Source organism: Shewanella sp. SM20 (genome assembly GCF_025654545.1).
Classification (GTDB): domain Bacteria; phylum Pseudomonadota; class Gammaproteobacteria; order Enterobacterales; family Shewanellaceae; genus Shewanella; species Shewanella oncorhynchi.
Window position 1 is genome coordinate 63752 of record NZ_JAKKRK010000006.1, and the last position, 19066, is coordinate 82817.

Annotated in this window: 14 protein-coding genes; 6 read left to right on the top strand and 8 right to left on the bottom strand. The window is 47.0% G+C overall.

Features of this window, described 5'->3' with window-relative positions; genetic code table 11:
• Nucleotides 1-12 precede the first annotated feature (12 nt).
• On the bottom strand, nucleotides 13-1965 hold the full coding sequence (acs, locus tag L5M18_RS04360; RefSeq protein ID WP_198572683.1) for an acetate--CoA ligase: 1953 nt from the start codon (nucleotides 1963-1965) through the stop codon (nucleotides 13-15).
• A gap of 174 nt (nucleotides 1966-2139) precedes the next feature.
• Between acs and L5M18_RS04365 the strand changes: the two genes are divergently transcribed.
• Nucleotides 2140-5580, top strand: coding sequence for a PAS domain-containing hybrid sensor histidine kinase/response regulator (locus L5M18_RS04365; protein ID WP_263196040.1), 3441 nt, complete (start codon nucleotides 2140-2142; stop codon nucleotides 5578-5580).
• A 141-nt stretch (nucleotides 5581-5721) separates the two neighbouring features.
• On the opposite strand, the gene L5M18_RS04370 is transcribed toward L5M18_RS04365, so the two are convergent.
• Both L5M18_RS04370 and bioA read right to left on the bottom strand, forming a co-directional pair.
• On the bottom strand, nucleotides 5722-7323 hold the full coding sequence (locus tag L5M18_RS04370) for a methyl-accepting chemotaxis protein (protein ID WP_263196041.1): 1602 nt from the start codon (nucleotides 7321-7323) through the stop codon (nucleotides 5722-5724).
• 392 nt (nucleotides 7324-7715) lie between these two features.
• Complete coding sequence (gene bioA, locus L5M18_RS04375; RefSeq protein ID WP_263196042.1) at nucleotides 7716-9071, bottom strand: adenosylmethionine--8-amino-7-oxononanoate transaminase; 1356 nt, start codon at nucleotides 9069-9071, stop codon at nucleotides 7716-7718.
• A 122-nt stretch (nucleotides 9072-9193) separates the two neighbouring features.
• Between bioA and bioB the strand changes: the two genes are divergently transcribed.
• The 4 genes from bioB to bioD all read left to right on the top strand — a co-directional run bounded on the left by bioB (nucleotide 9194) and on the right by bioD (nucleotide 13562).
• Nucleotides 9194-10246: a biotin synthase BioB gene (bioB, locus tag L5M18_RS04380; RefSeq protein WP_212599785.1), complete on the top strand. Its 1053-nt coding sequence runs from the start codon at nucleotides 9194-9196 to the stop codon at nucleotides 10244-10246.
• 152 nt (nucleotides 10247-10398) lie between these two features.
• A complete protein-coding gene (locus L5M18_RS04385; protein WP_263196043.1) occupies nucleotides 10399-11631 on the top strand; it encodes an aminotransferase class I/II-fold pyridoxal phosphate-dependent enzyme in 1233 nt (410 codons plus the stop codon).
• A 64-nt stretch (nucleotides 11632-11695) separates the two neighbouring features.
• A complete protein-coding gene (locus L5M18_RS04390; RefSeq protein ID WP_263196044.1) occupies nucleotides 11696-12655 on the top strand; it encodes a methyltransferase domain-containing protein in 960 nt (319 codons plus the stop codon).
• 166 nt (nucleotides 12656-12821) lie between these two features.
• Nucleotides 12822-13562: a dethiobiotin synthase gene (gene bioD / locus L5M18_RS04395; RefSeq protein WP_263196045.1), complete on the top strand. Its 741-nt coding sequence runs from the start codon at nucleotides 12822-12824 to the stop codon at nucleotides 13560-13562.
• A 152-nt stretch (nucleotides 13563-13714) separates the two neighbouring features.
• Here the strand turns inward: bioD and L5M18_RS04400 are convergent, their stop codons facing one another.
• From L5M18_RS04400 to L5M18_RS04420, 5 genes are all read right to left on the bottom strand, one after another.
• Nucleotides 13715-14014, bottom strand: coding sequence for an HU family DNA-binding protein (locus L5M18_RS04400; RefSeq protein ID WP_263196055.1), 300 nt, complete (start codon nucleotides 14012-14014; stop codon nucleotides 13715-13717).
• Nucleotides 14015-14336: 322 nt separating this feature from the next.
• A complete protein-coding gene (locus L5M18_RS04405) occupies nucleotides 14337-15251 on the bottom strand; it encodes an ABC transporter ATP-binding protein (protein ID WP_173245407.1) in 915 nt (304 codons plus the stop codon).
• Nucleotides 15248-16078, bottom strand: coding sequence for an ABC transporter permease subunit (locus L5M18_RS04410; RefSeq protein ID WP_028760332.1), 831 nt, complete (start codon nucleotides 16076-16078; stop codon nucleotides 15248-15250). Before L5M18_RS04410 ends, L5M18_RS04405 begins: the two co-directional genes overlap by 4 nt.
• Nucleotides 16079-16252: 174 nt before the next feature.
• Complete coding sequence (locus L5M18_RS04415) at nucleotides 16253-16924, bottom strand: YceH family protein (RefSeq protein ID WP_113938766.1); 672 nt, start codon at nucleotides 16922-16924, stop codon at nucleotides 16253-16255.
• A 133-nt stretch (nucleotides 16925-17057) separates the two neighbouring features.
• Nucleotides 17058-17900 (bottom strand): S1 RNA-binding domain-containing protein, encoded by an 843-nt coding sequence (locus tag L5M18_RS04420; protein WP_105252833.1) that lies wholly within the window; start codon nucleotides 17898-17900, stop codon nucleotides 17058-17060.
• Between the two features lie 598 nt (nucleotides 17901-18498).
• On the opposite strand from L5M18_RS04420, the gene L5M18_RS04425 reads away from it, so the two are divergent.
• Nucleotides 18499-18651: a hypothetical protein gene (locus tag L5M18_RS04425; protein ID WP_011846564.1), complete on the top strand. Its 153-nt coding sequence runs from the start codon at nucleotides 18499-18501 to the stop codon at nucleotides 18649-18651.
• The last annotated feature ends 415 nt before the right edge of the window (nucleotides 18652-19066 follow it).

Below are 19066 nucleotides of genomic sequence, written 5' to 3' on the forward strand. Positions count from 1 at the left end.
TTAACTCGGATATTACTCAGTACGATTTAAGCGTGATTCAATCAAGGTCTCGATCACAGCTGGATCGGCCAAGGTTGATGCATCCCCTAAGTTGGTCACTTCGTTAGCGGCAATCTTACGCAGGAAGCGGCGCATAATCTTGCCTGAACGTGTTTTAGGTAAGCCCGTCGCCCATTGGATGAGATCTGGGGTGGCTAGCGCACCAATTTCTTTACGAACCCATTGACGCAGCTCTTGACGTAGCTCTTCGGTTTCTTCAGTACCACGGGTTAGCGTGACGTACGCATAAATACCTTGGCCTTTAATATCATGTGGGTAGCCAACTACTGCAGCTTCTGCAACCAGTTCATGTGATACCAGCGCACTTTCGACCTCTGCCGTACCTAATCTGTGGCCGGATACGTTGATTACGTCATCAACGCGGCCAGTGATCCAGTAGTAGCCATCTTCATCGCGGCGTGCACCGTCACCGGTAAAATACATGCCGCGGAAGGTTTTAAAGTAGGTCAGTACAAATCGTTCGTGGTCGCCATACACAGTACGCATTTGGCCCGGCCAAGAATCGAGTAACACTAAGTTACCTTCGTTCTCACCTTCTAAAATATTCCCCATGTTATCCACTAAGGCGGGTTGAACGCCAAAGAACGGACGGGTCGCTGAGCCAGGTTTAGTGTCGGTCGCGCCTGGCAGTGGCGTGATCAAAATACCGCCGGTTTCAGTTTGCCACCAAGTATCGACGATAGGGCAATGCTCATGACCTATCACCTCATGGTACCAACGCCATGCTTCTGGGTTGATAGGTTCACCTACCGAGCCCATGATCCTCAAGCTGCTACCATCGAACTTATCGAAGTGTTGCTTACCTTCGGCCATCAGCGCGCGAATTAAGGTTGGCGCTGTATATAGAATGTTCACTTTATGGCGGTCAATCATTTCGCCTAAACGGGCAGGACTTGGATGATTCGGCACACCTTCATGGATAAGCACAGTCGCACCATTGGCGAGCGGGCCGTAAACCATGTAAGAGTGGCCAGTGATCCAACCCACATCCGCGGTACACCAGTACACTTCACCCGCTTTGTAGTCGAACACATATTCATGGGTCATAGACGCATAAACCATGTAGCCGCCAGTGGTGTGCAATACGCCCTTGGGATTCCCAGTTGAACCTGAGGTATAAAGCAAGAATAATGGTGCTTCGGCGTCCATTTCTTCTGGTTGGCAGTGCTCTGATGCGGTTTCCATCAGTGAATGCCACCACACATCACGGCTTTCTACCCAATCTACTTTGCCACCTGTGCGTTTAAGTACGATGACTTTTTCAACCGTAGTGACATCAGGGTGCTTTAAGGCATCATCGATATTGCGCTTTAATGGAATTGCACGGCCACCGCGCATACCTTCATCGGAGGTAATAATGACTTTGGATTTACCGTCAATCACGCGAGAGGCGATTGAATCCGGCGAGAAACCACCGAAGACCACAGAGTGCACAGCGCCGATACGGGCACAGGCAAGCATAGCCACTGCTGCTTCTGGCACCATAGGCATGTAAATTGTGACTATATCCCCGCGGCGCACGCCTTGGCTGCGCAGTGCGTTGGCAAACTTACACACATCTGCATGTAATTCACCGTAGGTGATTTTGCGTTGTTCGCTGGCGTTATCGCCTTCCCAAATAATCGCCACGCGATCACTGTGTTCGGCTAAATGACGATCTAAACAGTTGGCAGAAGCATTCAGGGTGCCATCGTAAAACCAATTGATCGATAAGTTATGGTCATCAAAAGAGGTTTTTTTAATTTTGGTATAGGGTTTTATCCAATCAATACGCTTGCCGTGTTCTCTCCAGAAACCTTCAGGATTGACAATCGACTCTTGGTACATTGTTTTATATTTATCGTTGTTTACAAGTGCATTGGCAGCGATATTGCCGGAGACTTTGTAGAGAGACTGCGAGCTCATAGGGCTTCCCTTTTGAAAAATTGCGTGGACTGAGTATGGTATGCAAGGGGGCGGCAACTCCATTAGACCTTGGTCTAGTGTTAAATTTTCCTTTATATTTAGTCTGTTGCATTAAAAATCCGGCTAGATTTTAGACAGGTTTTATCGCACAATAATCAGAAAAAAGAGCAAAGTATGAATTTAACCTTAGTCGTTGCTGTTATTGCCGTCTGTTATGTCTCGCTTTTATTCCTATTGGCTTGGGGGGCGGAGCGTTGGTTTACTCAGATCACTAAAAAGCTTCAGGTCGTTATCTATGGTCTGAGCTTAGCGGTTTATTGCTCCTCGTGGAGTTTTTTAGGCACAGTTGGGCAATCGGCTAAGGATTTTTGGTCTTTCTTACCGATTTTTATCGGCCCTATTCTGATTTTTACTTTAGGTTTTGGCATGTTACGCAAGATGGTATTAGTGTCTAAGGCGCAAAATATCACTTCCGTGGCCGACTTTATTGCCGCCCGATACGGCAAATCTCAAACCTTAGCCGCCTTAGTCACCTTAATTGCCTTGTTTGGCATCATGCCCTATATCGCCCTGCAGCTTAAGGCGATGGTGTTCAGTCTTAATTTGTTTCAACCCGCTGACGATCCCCTCGATGGCGTGACGATTCCTTTACTGATCACTTCGCTGTTAGCCATATTTGCCATTTTATTTGGTACTCGCAAACTCGATGCGACCGAGCATAATCCCGGCATGATGCTCGCGATTGCCTTTGAGTCTCTGGTGAAACTTGCCGCATTTTTGTTGGTCGGCATCATCATCAGTTTCGGAGTGTTCGATGGTTTTGGGGATATTTGGCAGCAGGCCAATGCGCAGTCACTAATTAATTATCCTAATCCACGTATTGAAGCCTTAATGCCTGAGTTACTCGTCGGAATGGCGGCCTTTTTATGTATGCCAAGGCAGTTCCATGTAATGGTGGTGGAATGCGCCGATGAGTCAGTTTTGTCAAAAGGGCGTTGGCTGTTTCCCATTTATTTAGCACTCTTTGGCTTGTTCGTTGGACCGCTCGCCTTGGCGGGGAAGATCATCCTCGGCGATTCAGTGTCGGCCGATACCTATGTGATTAATTTACCGCTGGCGTTAGATCAACCTTTGCTGGCGGTGATTGCATTACTTGGCACACTTTCGGCGGCAACTGGCATGGTGATAGTGGCGGTGGTGACTATCAGTGTGATGGTAAGTAACGAATGGCTGGTGCCAGTGATGCTGCGCACAGGCCATATCCGCGAGAAAAACTTCAGTCAGTTCTCGCACCTGTTACTTAATGCCCGCCGCTTAGCGATCGTGATTATTCTTGGCTTAGGCTATGGCAGCTATTTGGCATTATCAGACAGTGATTCCTTGTCCCATTTAGGCATGTTGTCTTTTGGGGCTTTTGCCCAACTTGCGCCAGCTTTAGTCGGTGGACTCTATTGGAAACACGGCAATCGTGCTGGGGTATTTTTAGGACTCGGCGTGGGCTTTGCGTTGTGGTTCTACATCATGTTGCAGGGCATGACCGATGTGCAAAGCTCATCGGCGTTCTTGTCTAGTGTCGCGAGCGAGAAAGGCCTGCTAGATGCGATAACGCCTAATGTGCGTGATGCGCTGACGGCTCTTTTTGCCAATATTGCCTGTTATATTTTGGGTTCTATTTGGTTTAGAGCGGGTGTGGCTGAGCGTATTCAGGCCAGTGCTTTTGTGAGTCCGGGTAAATTAAAAAACAGCGCCAATAAGAAAAATGGTCCGATTTCACAGCAGGACTTACTGATACTGGCGAGTCGTTTCGTTAGCCCAACGCGCGCCTACGAGAGCTTTAGCCGTTTCTCTATTGATGCGGTAAAAAGTGATAGTTGGCATAAAGCGGCGCCGCCAGAGCTGATTTTCCACACTGAACGTTTATTGGCGGGCGTACTCGGCGCTTCAAGCGCAGCGCTAGTGATGGATTCCGTGCTGCAAGGGCGCGATTTAGCGCTGGATGAAGTCTTTAGTCTGGTCGATGAAGCCTCATCGAAAATCATGCTCAGCCAAGACATGTTGCGCGGCGCGATTGAACACGCCTATGAAGGCATGAGTGTTATCGATAACGATCTCAATCTTGTGGCATGGAATTACAAATATGTGGAGCTGTATCAATATCCCGATGGATTTTTGCAGCAGGGCATGCCCATCAGTGAAGTGATCCGCTTTAATGCGGCGCGGGGTTATTGTGGTGAAGGGGAAATAGAACAGCAGGTTGAGCAGCGGGTGCAGCATATGCGTAATGGCACGCCGCACACTTCTGAGCGCCATCGCAGAGACGGTAAAGTGATTAAAATTCAAGGTAATCCCATGCCAGACGGTGGTTTTGTGATGACCTTTACCGATATTACTCAGTATCGCGAGCAGGAGCGCGCGCTGCTCGAAGCCAATGAAACCTTAGAAAGTCGCGTTAACGAACGTACCTATGAATTAGCCATGTTAAACAGTGAGTTACTGGAGGCTAAAGCGCAGGAAGAAATCGCCAACGCCTCTAAGAGTCGCTTCTTGGCCGCCGTCGGCCATGATTTAATGCAGCCACTTAATGCTGCGCGACTGTTCACTGCGTCGTTATCTCAGTATCCCAATCTAGATCGCGAGGCCAGAACCACCTTATCCCATGTGAATAGCTCGCTAAAAATTGCCGGCGAATTGCTCACTGACCTATTGGATATTTCTAAACTCGACTCAGGTATGGTGGATGTAAATCGCCGTGACTTTGCGATTTCAGAACTGATCAATGGCTTATCCGTTGAATTTGAAGCGATGGCGGCGGATAACCAAATTCGTTTTAAGATGGTTCCATGCAGCGCAACCGTTAATTCTGATCCTTCGTTACTGCGCAGAGTATTACAAAACTTTTTAACTAATGCCTACCGTTACGCCCGTGGTGGCAGAGTCTTGTTTGGTTGTCGCCATCGCGGTCATTACCTTGAGATCCAAGTGTTAGACACGGGTTGTGGTATTGATGAAAAAGAAACCCAAGAAATTTTCAAAGAATTTAAGCGGTTGAATAATCCTAAGAGCAACAATGTTAGCGGCTTGGGCTTAGGTCTGGCGATTGCTGATCGCATCAGTAAAGTGTTAGAACACGGTATTCAGGTTTCATCCCATTTAGGGCGCGGCTCGGTCTTCTCCATTTGTGTACCGCTTGGAGAAACTGTGCGTCAGCCACAAGTGAAGGCGTTACCGTCGCTGCTGCAGCCGTTATCGGGTATCAAAGTGTTGTGTATCGACAACGAAGAGGCCATTTTAGCTGGATTAGAAAGCTTATTAAGCCGCTGGCAGTGTGAGGTTATCTGTGCAAAAGATTTATCCGATGCACGCATTAAACTAGGACTGAAAGGCGTCGCGCCTGATATTGTGCTCGCGGATTACCATTTAGATGATGGCCAAAATGGCGTCGATGCGATGGACGGTATTCGCGCGCTTTATGGACAAGATTTGCCCGGTATTTTGATCACCGCCAATACCCGCAAAGAGTTGGTGGAAGATGTGCAACGCCGCGGCTATCACTATATGGCGAAAATGATAAAACCTGCCGCGCTACGTGCCTTGATTTCTAGCTTGGTAAAATAAGCTTGGTATACGTGTTCGGTAACATGAGTTTAGTGACGTCGGCACGTTTAACGAAATGCCAAGATAATCGCGCAGTTTTTTATGCGGCTTATCTTGGCTAAACGGTTTGACACAGGTTTGTGGGTGTAACTAAATACATGACTAGAGTTTGAATACGGCCAGTTTATTGTTTAAATTCAGTGATAATTCGGCCAAATTTTCACTTTCTTGAGCCAAATAAGTCGCCGATTCAGAGACTTCGAGCGCTGAGTTATTAATCCCGCACACGTTTCTGTTCATGTCTTCTGCGACCACACTTTGTTCTTCTGCGGCGGTGGCGATATGGGTTGCCATGTCACTCACATGTTTTATATGAGCAACAATAAGCGATAAATCCTTCCCCGCTTTTGCCGATTGACTCACACTGTTTTCTGCCAAAGCTCGGCTTGCATCCATTGCCTTAGCGGCGCTCACGGCCCGTTGTTGCAATAATGAAATCGTGTTTTGAATTTCTTCGGTCGATTGCCTAGTGCGACTGGCAAGTTGCCTCACTTCATCGGCGACTACAGCGAACCCTCGCCCTTGTTCGCCAGCGCGGGCGGCTTCAATTGCCGCATTCAGTGCCAGCAAGTTGGTTTGGTCTGAAATCGCGCTGATAACAGAGGTGACCTCGCTGATCTGCATGACTTCCTCTTTAAGCATATTTACTTGATCCGTCGCTTGCTCCACTTCTTTGGCAAGAGCATGAATACCATCTACGCTGGCGTGAACATCTTGGTCGCCAAGGCCAGCTTCCCAAGTGGCTTCTTTGGTATCTTTAGCTGTGCTCTCCGCATTATTCGCGACATCGGCGATAGTGGCGCTCATTTCATTCATGGCGGTGGCAAGTTGGGCGAGTTGATCCCGCTGATTATTTACCGCTTGATTGGTTTCCTCTGCAGTTGAGGCGATCCGAGCCGAGGCCTGTGCAACATTGTCAGCGCTATGACTCGCTTGAAGTAAAGTGCTACGAATGGAGTCTATGCTTTGGTTTATATTGTGGGCTAAGATGCCAAGTTCATCTTTACCATAGATTTTTAGCTGAGTCGTTAAATCACCTTTTGTGATGGCGAGCATAGCCAGATTCACATCATCCAATGGCTGAGTAATAGAGCGGCTAATGGCATAACCTAGCCAAGCCATAAGCACAATAATGACAAATGTAATGCCTCCCATGGTGAGGTATTCATTCCAAATGGTAGCTTCGATATCTTGGAGTAACATACCTGAGCCTAAGATCCAGCCCCAAGGTTTAAATCCCATGACAAGTGAGATTTTTTGCGCTGATTTGCCATTCGCCGTCGTCCAGCGGTATTCGACTAATCCTTGTTTGCCATCACGGCCGAGTTCGACCATTTCGAACCAATAATTCTCTTCGCCTCGATTACCCATTTGTTGGCCAACCAGTTCTTTTTTGATGGGATGAACGATAACGTGCCTCGATTCATCAATCACAAACAAGTAGTTATCACCATCAAAACGCATGTCGTTCAACATGTCTTTAGCGGCTTGCTGTGCCTGCTCTAGGGGCAGCGATTGCGACAACGCTTGGATACGGCTACTGGCGAGGGATAATACGGCATTAAGTCGTGCTTCACGCTCTGCCATCAGGTTGTGCTTGAGGGCTGTGACGGAAATAGTGAGTAAAATTAAGGCACCTGCGAGGGCGATAATGAGCTGTAGTGCGAGTTTTCGATTAACGGGGATGTCAGCGAGTTTGAACATATGATCTCCTTTTCTTTGTGTAGCGATTTAAGCCATTCCCTCTGCTCAAGTTGTTGTCAGCTTTTGGCGAAAGATATGTTGTGTAAAGTGAGTGATATAAGCATCGTTGGCTTTGATAAAATTTCCAGTTGGCGGATTAAATAAATGCACTAAATTACAGGGTTTTAATGGAAATTGTGAGCAATATTGCAATTGCAACCTTAGCGCGTTTATCTATCGAGAGGATGCGAGATTCGAACAAGGGAAGGGGCTGCTGAGTACTGATATAAGCCAGGCAGTTCGAACCCCTAGCGCACAGTGCGCAGGGGTTCGTTTATTTGAGAGCCTATGTAAGTTGAAGGCTTATTGAGTTGAAAGAGCGTTAAGCTAAAAGATGGTCAAGCGCTAAAGCATTAACCGTGGCTGATAAGCTGCGGCTCAAGACTTTTTGATACCGCGCTAATACCTGCTGCGACTTGCTTCATCGCACTGGTGAGTTGGCTTAATTGTGCTGAGCTAATGATATAGGGCGGCATGATATAGATAAGGTTGGCGAAGGGACGCACCCAGACGCCTAAATCGACAAATTGCTGCTGTAACTCAGCGGTATTGACGGGTTCGTGCATCTCTAACACGCCCACTGCGCCGAGCACGCGCACATCTTTTACGCTTGGCAAATCAATCGCATCCTTAAGTTCAACGCGCATTTGCTGCTCGATAGCGGCCACTTGCGCTTGCCATTCATTACGGTTAATTATGTCTAAGCTTGCACACGCCGCCGCGCAGGCCAGCGGGTTGCCCATAAATGTCGGACCATGCATAAACACGCCCGCGGGAGATTGGCTGATTCCTTGGGCAACTTTATCGGTACATAGCGTTGCCGCTAGGCTGATATAACCGCCAGTCAGCGCTTTGCCTAAACATAAGATATCAGGGGTAATATTGGCGTGCTCATGGGCAAAAAGCTTGCCTGTTCGACCAAAGCCAGTGGCTATTTCATCTAAGATCAGCAGGACATCAAATTCATCACATAGGGCACGAAGACCCGTTAAATAATCTGCGCTGTAGAAACGCATACCGCCAGCGCCTTGCATTATCGGCTCTATAATCACTGCGGCAATATCATGGTGATTAATGCTTAATATGTCGCGCATTGCGGTTAAATCATCGGCTTGTAAAGCTTCGCCAAATGCGGTTTGTGGCGCGGGCACAAATGATTGCTTGGTTACTGCATCGCCAAACATAGTGTGCATGCCGCCTTCGGGATCGCATACGCTCATCGCGGCAAAGGTATCGCCGTGGTAACCCTTCTTAACGGTAAGAATGCGTTGTTTTAGCGGTCGTTCTTCTCCATGTACACTTCGCCCTTGCCAACTCTGACCTTGCCAATATTGCAGCGCCATTTTAATTGCCACTTCGACTGAGATAGATCCAGAGTCGCACAAAAAGACCTTTGTCAGCGGTTCGCAGGTCATAGCGATAAGTTTTTTGCACAGTTCAATGGCGGGTTCATGGGTGATACCGCCAAACATCACATGGCTCAGTTGATGCAACTGTTTTTCCATCGCGGTTAATATCTCGGGATGTGCATAGCCGTGCACACAGGCCCACCACGAGCTAGTGCCATCGACCAACTTGCGGCCATCAACTAATTCCAATTCACAGCCTTTGGCGCTGTGTACACCAAAAACAGGAAGAGATCGGGTCATTGAGGTGTAAGGATGCCAAATATGGGCGCTATCAAAGTCAAAATCGAGTAAATTGCGCATAAAAGCTCACTTTTTTGGTGATAAAGTAGCCATTAGTAAACTGGGTTCACTGGTTGGCGTTGACAGTTTAAGGGCTGAGGTTATCCTAGCCAAGATAAAAAACAGAATAAAAAGGGTGTTCAATGTCGCAGTTGCAAGTTCGTCATGATTGGAAACGGGAAGAAATCGAAGCCTTATTTGCGCTGCCGATGAATGATTTGTTATTTAAAGCCCACAGCATTCACCGTGAAGTGTACGATCCTAATGAAGTGCAAATTAGCCGCTTGTTATCGATTAAAACCGGTGCTTGCCCTGAGGATTGTAAATATTGCCCACAGAGCGCCCGTTATGACACAGGTCTAGAAAAAGAGCGTTTGCTGGCAATGGAAACTGTGCTGACCGAAGCGCGCAGCGCTAAGGCCGCGGGGGCTTCTCGTTTCTGTATGGGCGCAGCTTGGCGTAACCCAAAAGAAAAAGACATGCCGTACCTTAAGCAAATGGTGCAAGAAGTTAAAGCCTTAGGTATGGAAACCTGTATGACGCTCGGCATGCTTTCTGAAGATCAAGCGAACGATTTAGCCAGTGCTGGCTTAGATTATTACAACCATAATTTAGATACTTCGCCTGAATATTACGGCGATGTGATCACGACACGTACCTATCAAAATCGTTTAGATACACTGACACATGTGCGCGCTTCAGGCATGAAAGTGTGCTCGGGCGGGATTGTCGGCATGGGTGAAAAGGCGACGGATCGCGCAGGCTTACTACAACAGCTGGCTAATTTACCGCAGCATCCTGATTCAGTACCGATCAATATGTTAGTTAAAGTGGCGGGCACGCCGTTTGAGAAGCTTGACGACCTCGACCCACTCGAATTTGTGCGTACTATCGCCGTGGCGCGTATCTTAATGCCGCTTTCCCGCGTGCGGTTATCGGCAGGCCGCGAAAATATGAGTGATGAGCTGCAGGCCATGTGTTTCTTTGCCGGCGCTAACTCGATTTTCTATGGTTGTAAATTGCTGACCACACCAAACCCAGAAGAAAGCGATGATATGGGGCTATTTCGACGTTTAGGCTTACGTCCCGAGCAGGGCGCCGCGGCAAAACTGGAAGAAGAAAGTGCTGTTTTAGCAAAAGCGGCGGCCTATCAAGATAAGTCATCGGCACAATTCTATGACGCGGCTGCTTTGTAATATCACTGAGTGCATGTTGTCCGACAAACAGGTCGAATAGCCTGTAAACCTTGTTGGCTGCAGCCTATTTTGATTGCGGCCGATAGCTTTATTGGCCGCACTCCATTTTTCAAGCAAGCATTTTTAAGACAATCATTCTTGAGGCTAAATCGATGAGTTCTCTGCTCGAGATGAAAATTGCCGCCCGTCAGCAAGCCTTACGTGAGCAAGGTTTATTACGGCAACGTAAAATGCTGAGTGTTGATCACAGCTTTGATGTTAACGCACCCACTTCGAGCCCGCGCTTTGTGTTCGAAGGTCGATCCTATGTTAATTTTAGCAGTAATGATTATTTAGGCTTATCCCGCGTTCCTGAGTTGGTTGAAGCGCTGCACCTTGGTGCGCAGACCTACGGTGTGGGTAGCGGCGCATCGCCCTTAGTGACAGGGTACAGTGATGCGCATGTCACACTTGAACGTGAACTCTGCGCCTTAACGGGACATGAAGCGGGATTACTATTCTGCTCGGGCTTTAGTGCCAATACGGCGTTAATGAAAACCTTGTTTGATCAGCAAGATACTGTGATTGCCGATAAACTTGTGCATGCCTCAATTATCGATGGTTTGCAGGACAGCGGTGCGCAGTTAAAACGTTTTTTACATAATTCGCTTGAGAGCGCTGAGCGGCTTCTGACTCGAAATCACGCATCGGCGTTAATCACAGAAAGCGTGTTTAGCATGGACGGGGATTGTGCGCCGATCACGCAGTTATCGGCGCTTTGTCGTCAACAGAATACTTGGTTGATTGTTGATGATGCCCATGGTTTTGCGGTGCTCGATGGCTATCAAAATAGTGATGTAAGAGATAAAGCCGCCAAGCTTATCGATGTGCAAGTGGTGACCTTTGGTAAGGCATTAGGTTGCCAAGGCGCAGCGGTTTTGGGGAGTCAGGCGCTGATCGACTTTTTGGTCAGTAATGCCCGCGAATATATTTATTCGACCGCCTTATCGCCCGCCAATGCCGCATTAGCGTTAGCCGCGACTCGGTACTGCACTGCACATCCTGAGTTACAGCAAAAGCTGCTTGAGAATATTTCGCTATTCAAACAGTTATGCCTCGATGCTGCCGTGCCCCTTTTAGGTTCGGATACCGCAATTCAGCCGTTGATCATTGGCGATGCGCAGCAAACCCTGCAGGTCGCCGAAACGTTAAGAGCCGCGGGCATTTGGGTTGGGGCTATTCGCCCGCCGACGGTGCCTGTAGGGTCGGCGCGGTTACGCATTACCTTAACGGCGACCCATACCGCTGAAGATATCGTTGCTTGTGTTGAGCAATTAGCCCAAGTGCTCAGTCGTGTTGGTATTCCGCTTGTCAGTGAACGAGAATCTGCCGATGAGTACAGATAAATGTACCCTATAGATCGCGTTATTTTATTGAATGTTAAGTTTTTATGGTTGAGTGTTAGTTAAAATGCCAAGCCTGATAAAGTCTAGTGATCCAAGCTGTAGCGAGCCTGCTCATGAGTCAAACAAGTTTATAGCTTGCGATCTTAAGCTGAGTGAGCTTAATGCGGGCGTTTCTTATGGGGGCATTCTCGCGGGGACTGTGTCCAATGTGCACGGGACTCAAATTGCTGAACGTTTTTCCGCAGCGGCCCATAGTTACCAAGATCATAATCAATTACAACGCCTGAGCGCTGCCAGTTTACTCAGTGAGTTTTCGGCAGCAGGTTATCTGTTAGACATAGGGGCAGGCCCAGGCACGGATTTTTCTGGGTATCACAGTGTCTCTCAACCAGCGGATCTCTCTACGCAAAATTCATCCACAACAGTATTTGCCGTGGATATTGCCCTTGGCATGCTACAAAAGCTAAAACAGTCTTATCCCGATTATCATGGCGTATGTGCCGATGCGCAGTGTTTACCTTTTACCAATGGCAGCATGGATGTTATTTACTCTAATCTAGCCCTGCAATGGTGTGCTGATTTTCCTGCTGCGGTAGCCGAAATGGCGCGGGTACTTAAGCCGAACGGCGAGTGTCATTTGAGCCTAGTAGCGCAGGGGAGTTTGAATCAATTAGCTGAATTAGGGTTAAGAGTGAATGACTTTTCGACGATGCAAGCACTCAAGGCTGCATTTAAACTCGATACATGGGAATTACTTGAAGTGCAACTCGTCCCTATGACAGTGTATTTTGACACTCTTAAGGCACTACTCTATTCAATTAAAGGTGTGGGGGCTTCTGTACATGTCGCCAGTTCAACAACTCGGGTTTCAGGTTCAACAGTGAGTGCTTCAGAATTCACTCCACGGCTGCGTGGTCGTCAAGATTGGCAGGCCATGCAGGTTAAAGCCGAATCGCTACGTTTACCCCAAGGTTTGCCTTTAACCTATCAGATAGTTCAAATACGTGCACGGCGCAGGTTTTAAAGTTCACATATTATGCCTTTAGTCATGGCATTATCAATTAGCACTAATATCTAGAAAACGTTGGTTTTTTAACATTACGTATAGAGATCGTTAGCTATATGGACATTTAGCTTATGGAGAGTGGGCTTAACAAAGCAGAACTCATAGTAACAGATAAGGATCTAATATGTATTTTGTAACAGGTACAGATACCGATAGCGGTAAGACTTTGGTTTCGGCGGCATTATTAACCGCTGTGAATCGTTTAGGGCTCATAGCCAATGCTGACTCCGCTGTGAGTATTCTTGCAGCCAACACTATGTTGACTTTAGGTGTTAAACCCATCGCCTCGGGCTGCGCGCAAACCTCTGAAGGATTGCGCAATGCCGATGCGTTACAGCTGATGACGTCATCATCATTAAAACTGGCTTATCCACTCATCAATCCTTTTTCCTTCGAACCTGCGATTGCACCGCACATTGCCGCTGCCCAAGTGGGCGTGAGTTTAGCGCCTGAAGCTATCATTGAAAGTTTAGATTTAGTGGCATTTGCTCAAGCAGATTTTTGCTTGATTGAAGGCGCGGGAGGCTGGCGTTTACCCTTAGGTGATGGCAGGTATCTTTCGGAAGTCGTACAGAGATTAGAACTGCCAGTGATACTCGTGGTTGGCATGAAACTCGGCTGCTTAAATCATGCATTGCTGACTCAAGAGGCGATATTGGCCGATGGGCTTAAGATTGCAGGCTGGGTTGCTAATCGTGTCGATCCGAACATGAGTATGTTTGAGGAGAATCTGACGAGCCTTAAAGAGATGATGACAGCACCTTTCCTCGGTTGTGTGCCATTTTTCGAGGATCCAAGTGCTGAAAACGCTGCTGACTATGTCGATATTGCGCCACTTTATCAAGGTGAGGAGAGCAATACTTAGCGACTGCATAATTGTTTAAGGCTTTCCCCTAAGCGGAACGGTTATTTTTCTTTTGATAAAAAATGAGCCTCAAATTATGTTGAGGCTTATTTCTATCAAGGCTGCTGACTAATGTTCGCAAAATCTCGCAAAATAGTGCTTGCACATTGAAGCTAAGCGCCGCTATTGATTTGCTGCTTCAATGCGGTTGAGGCTTTAAAGCTGGGCTGATTGTAACCGTCGATTTCTATGGCTTCGCCCGTTTGTGGATTACGCCCTGTTTTAGCGATATGGTATCTGAGTTCAAAGGTGCCAAATTGTGGCAGGAAAATTTTCTCGCCTTCGCTCAAGGCGGCGTGGATCTGTTGCAGTATCTGCTCAACCACAGGTTTAGTGCTCGCTTGCGATGCATTGAGCTCGGCGGCAATACGTTGGATAAGTTGTGCTTTGTTCATAGAAACCTCTGAAGTCAGCTTAGGTTCAATCGAAGGGGAGTTATAACAAGCTCGTCCCGAGATTGAAAGCCATAGCAAGCTCAGTGCGGTTGATTGGTGTTTTATTGACAGGCTTGTGAAGCTTTTGGTGATTGTGTGTTGCTAAAGTAAGAACAAGTTTGTCGGATTGAGTGGTGGGCTGATTTTACTGGGCGAAGTGACTGACTTAATTTAAAGGCTTATTGAAAGGTTTAGTTAAAAACCTTAGTTAAAAGGCTTAAGCGCAAGCTGTATTGCGCTTAAGCTATGGATTGAACACTAATCAACCGTTGGATGATGAGAAATCCCTTTTAACGCTTGCCTATGAAAAGAGCGTTTCTTCCAGAGTGCGACCTTTCAGCAGCATCTTGTATTGCCATTGATGCTGATTGAAGAGGGCGAATAGGCGCATCTCAATATCATTGTTGTGCGCTTTTTCTGTATTTGTGTCGTCTAGCTGGATAATAAACACATTGCTTTGTTTTGAGCTGATGTTCACCACTCCCGCCAGTTTTGCCACTTCCGCTTGCAATGCATCGCTGTCACAGTTTTGCATGGTTAACGTCAGGTAATCGCTGTCGGTCGACGCATGCATTGACACTGCTTGACTCAGTTGGCCTTTATCTAAATACAACACTTGATCGCACAACTTTTCGAGCTCATCGAGATTATGGGAGCTGATCATAAAGGTCGTGGTGGGTGATAAGGCTTTGACCAGTTCACGGACTTTTTTCGCATTGGCAGGATCGAGTCCCGCCGTCGGTTCATCTAATAATACTAATTCTGGCGAGCCAATCAGCGCCTGCGCAATCGATACACGTTTACTCATACCGTGGCTAAGGCTAGGCGGTTTTTGCTCGGCAACATCAATTAGATCGACCAAGGCCAACACGCGCAGTGCCTCTTGCTTTGCTTGCTCCACGTTCATTCCCTGCAGGCGAGCGAAAAATATTAACTGACTGACAATCGTCAAGTTGGGATCGAGCACTGCATCTTGGGGTAAAGCGGCAATCTTGCCTAAGAGTTTAGGGCTATTGGGGGCTTCACCGAGTAGGGTTATGGTTCCAGAGCTGGGTGATAAATAGCCGCATAACAGGCTAAAAAGCGTGGTTTTACCCGCACCATTGGGACCGACAAGGGCAATGGGGGCCCCCGCTTCAAGACTGAAACTCACATCATTCAGCGCCTTTTTGCTGCCGTAAAGCTTCGACAGCCCTTGGCATTGGATCAGACTCATAGCGAGCTCCTTTGCATATAAATTCTGCCGAGCAAGAGGGCCACAGCGGTTTGTAACAGTGGAATCGGGGAATAGACTAAGCTATTGAGTCCATTGGTATTGAGCATGTCCGACAGTTGAGCACCGGGTAATACCCACTGGAGTTGTGCTAGTAGGCTAGATTGGTTAGCTAACACCATGATAGTGATGGAAATCACTGTCCATAAAATGGTGGCAAACACCATAGCTTGGCGTGCCGTGCGTGCATACAGGGACAATAAAGTCATCACAGCCGTGTAGGGCAAGATCACTATGATGAGGTTAAGACCCACCAAGGCGCCAGATGTTAACGCAGATAAAAACAGTTGGCTGTCGCGGCTGAGCGCGAGGGCGACAGTGGCGATAATCGTTAATAGGATCAGTAAACCTTGGATCAGGATTTGGCCGAGAAAACGCCCGAACAATAAGCTGTCACGGCTAGTGCGTATGGTTAAGAAGCGCAGCGTGCCGCGGGTTTTATCCGATGAGAACTGATCGGCGGCGATAAGAATGCTGAACAGTGGAAACAAATACAGCGCAAAGCACCAAAACACCGCCATTTCGGCCACGGGCCACTCAAAGAGCACATTGAGGGTATTGGCACCAAATAAGCTGTCGATGATATCTTTTACATTGGGCTGCAATAACATGGCCGATGCACTTTGAATGGGGTAAAGCAGAAGTACACCCCAAACTAAACCAAAGGCGACCAAGGCGATGATCCCGCGGGTATTAAATAAAAATTTGCGTAGTTCAAACATGGCGATAATAAACATGTTGTTGAAACTGCTGGGTGGATTATTGGTCATGTGCTGTCTCTATTCTTTTTGCGCTAGGTTCAGGGGCTATGGTGCTTGGCGCGACTATGTTGGTGCGGTTCAGTTTCTCACCCTTGGGTAGACAGTGGATTGGTCCATAAGTGCCATGTTGCTCACATAGCACTTATTATCCATCGGTATTTATCAGTCATTATCTATCGCTAATTAGCTCAATGAGGCGATTAATTCATCGAGCTTTTGCGTCAGTTCGGCGACTTGTTGTTCAAGCTCTGTCACTCTGTTCACTAATTCAAGCGGCTCTGCGTCTACAGACACAGCGACATGGGCTAAGGTATGACTTGTGCTATGGGATTGGCTAGCACTTTCGTGCGATGACGCTGCAGAGAATAATTCCACATAACGGGATTCACGGCGACCGGCTTCTCTGGGTAATTGTTTTAAGAAGGGCTTTTCACGGCTCATTAATTGACGGATGCAATCTTCCACGTCGATCACGTCTTTAAATTCGTGTAGGCGATTGCTGCGGGTCCGTAGTTCTCCCGGTGTTTGTGGACCACGTAATAGCAACAAACAGACGATGGCGAGTGCGGCGGGGGACAGTTGAAGTTCGCTGAATTCGGTATTGCAGAACCTGTGTTTGTATTTAACGACGCGGCTGCCGAATCCCGACTGTTCGCTGATCAAACGTTTCCGATTTAGGGAATCAACGGCGATTTGCACTTGGGTTTCACTGAGTTCGAGTACGGGCTCGCGGCTGGTTTTTTGATTGCAGGCTAAGGTCAATGAGTTTAGCGAGAGTGGATATTGCTCGGGGGTGGTGATTTCTTTCTCAAGCAGGCATCCGATAACTCTGGCTTCGTGTAACGTGAGTTCCATATAAGCTCCAAAGAAAAAAGCATGGCTTTGTTTATAACAGAGCCATGCTTAATATCCTAGGAGTTGTCAGTTAAACTCTGCCTTAGTGGCGGTAAACTGTACAATTTTAACGCTAAGTCCTGAATAGAGTTGATTATTCTGCTGTTTCAGTTAAACGCAGACCATCATTATCTATGCTCAGTTGGCCATTCTTAAACAAGCCACCTATGGCTTTTTTGAAGGCTTTTTTACTCATGCCAAGCTGATCGTAAATGATTTCAGCATCGGTTTTATCGGTCAGGGCTAAGAAGCCGCCAGCCTGTTTGAGTTTTATCAGGATAATGTGGGCATGCTTATCTAACTCTTGTTTACTGCCTTGTTGCAGCACAAGATCGATTTTGCCATCGCGGCGCACTTGTTTGATGAAACCTTTGAGTCTTTGGCCGAAACGCAGTTTTTGGAACACTTCGTTTTCGTAAATCACGCCCCAATGGGCATGATTAATAATGGCTTTGTAGCCTAAATCTGTGGTGCCGCCGATGTATAAATCGACCTGCTCACCGACTGTGTAGTCCGGCTCTGTCTTATCGAGGAACTTATCGATTTTTGATGAGGCCATGATGCGTTCATCGGCGCGGTTAGCGTGTACATAGACCAGATATGAACGGCCTTCTTCGATAGGCTTATGTTGCTCACCGAAGGGCAGTAATAAATCTTTATCTAAACCCCAGTCTAAAAAGGCGCCATAAGGACCGGTTGCAACGGCTTTTAAATAGGCAAATTCGCCTACCTGTGCCAATGGACGGCGCGTGGTAGCAATCACGATATCTTCAGAATCTAGATACAGAAACACGTCAAGCAGATCACCGACTTGGCAGTCTTTTGGGGTGACTTTGTTTGGCAGCAGTACTTGCCCTAATTCGTGGGCGTTTAAATACACGCCAAAGCTGACTTGTTTTACAACCTCAAGTTTGCAGGTTTTACCTATCTGTACCATGGATCTCTCTGTGCATAATGGAATGTGATTCGGTTGCGATTATACACTTCGGTGCTGAAACTGCAGCATTATTGTCTTTGAGCTTTATTTTAGCGTGTGTGGGCCGTCACTCAGCGAAGGCTTGATCACGCATTGTGTCTCGGAGGAACCACTGATTTGTGGCGGGGTTTGGCGCCGTGATATTGGTTGTTTGGCTTTGCTTAATGTTGGCAAATGTGCATCACTTGAGTGACACACAAAAATCAGGGATATTTGCAGGGGTAAATGTCAATAAAAGTGACAAAGGTGATATAAAAAATATTGAACAGACTCGTACGACGTTTATGGGTTAACTAACTAATATTACTCTATTTAAAACCAATGGGTGGCGGGTGATTGTTAAGCAGGTGTTTATTATATTTTAATGTAAAAGATTAAATGAGATTCTTGCTTGCATTCTGTGACATTGCGCGGTTTAATTGCGCCGTTCAACGATTCCGCTCGTTGCAGACATTACAAATATTACGTGAGTAATAAAGGTTTTATGGTTCACCAGTCATTAACCGTGTAATTAACAGTAGATGTAGTTACATGGGGTTAAGAGGGTTTTTATTAGCTAATGCACAAGCATCCATTTTTTGCACTTTGCCTAAAAGTGTCACAATGCCAACGCTCGATTGTCGTACCATACGATGATACTGGCCTTAAGCATCTCACGTTGATCCGCATCAATTCTGGCCGCGAAGAAGCCAATAGTCCCCTGTTAAAATAATCTTGCCTAGCGATAAGCTGGTTTGGCGTTTTCGCTAGTTCAGTGTTATCGGTTTTCGTTTTCTACTTGTGTTATCGGTTTCTGAAGGTCTTAACCTCTTTTGAACGTCTTTAAGCTACTTATTAGCTTGATGTTTTAAGGATGCGACTCAGGATCTTATTTGGCTTTTTGGTGGTATTTGCGCCCTTTAGCCTGAGGATAAATGCAAGCGAGGCAAGTAAAGATAGCTTTACTGAGGTAAGGGAATAAGCTTTCCCTTCAATATGATACGATGTATTGCGCTAAGATGCGTTGTCTCTTGCGCTATTAATGAAAATCGCAGCAATGTCACTTACACTAGCGTGACGTTGCGGCATTAAGGAGAAGGTAAAATCTACCTTCGTGTATGTCAGGTAAGGTGTCCCTTTGCCTGGGT

Bases quoted from the DNA above. Each gene is read 5' to 3' on its own strand.
- acs (WP_198572683.1), bottom strand. From the start codon at position 1,965: ATGAGCTCGCAGTCTCTCTACAAAGTCTCCGGCAATATCGCTGCCAAT.
- L5M18_RS04365 (WP_263196040.1), top strand. From the start codon at position 2,140: ATGAATTTAACCTTAGTCGTTGCTGTTATTGCCGTCTGTTATGTCTCG.
- L5M18_RS04370 (WP_263196041.1), bottom strand. From the start codon at position 7,323: ATGTTCAAACTCGCTGACATCCCCGTTAATCGAAAACTCGCACTACAG.
- bioA (WP_263196042.1), bottom strand. From the start codon at position 9,071: ATGCGCAATTTACTCGATTTTGACTTTGATAGCGCCCATATTTGGCAT.
- bioB (WP_212599785.1), top strand. From the start codon at position 9,194: ATGTCGCAGTTGCAAGTTCGTCATGATTGGAAACGGGAAGAAATCGAA.
- L5M18_RS04385 (WP_263196043.1), top strand. From the start codon at position 10,399: ATGAGTTCTCTGCTCGAGATGAAAATTGCCGCCCGTCAGCAAGCCTTA.
- L5M18_RS04390 (WP_263196044.1), top strand. From the start codon at position 11,696: ATGCCAAGCCTGATAAAGTCTAGTGATCCAAGCTGTAGCGAGCCTGCT.
- bioD (WP_263196045.1), top strand. From the start codon at position 12,822: ATGTATTTTGTAACAGGTACAGATACCGATAGCGGTAAGACTTTGGTT.
- L5M18_RS04405 (WP_173245407.1), bottom strand. From the start codon at position 15,251: ATGAGTCTGATCCAATGCCAAGGGCTGTCGAAGCTTTACGGCAGCAAA.
- L5M18_RS04410 (WP_028760332.1), bottom strand. From the start codon at position 16,078: ATGACCAATAATCCACCCAGCAGTTTCAACAACATGTTTATTATCGCC.
- L5M18_RS04415 (WP_113938766.1), bottom strand. From the start codon at position 16,924: ATGGAACTCACGTTACACGAAGCCAGAGTTATCGGATGCCTGCTTGAG.
- L5M18_RS04420 (WP_105252833.1), bottom strand. From the start codon at position 17,900: ATGGTACAGATAGGTAAAACCTGCAAACTTGAGGTTGTAAAACAAGTC.
- L5M18_RS04425 (WP_011846564.1), top strand. From the start codon at position 18,499: ATGCACAAGCATCCATTTTTTGCACTTTGCCTAAAAGTGTCACAATGC.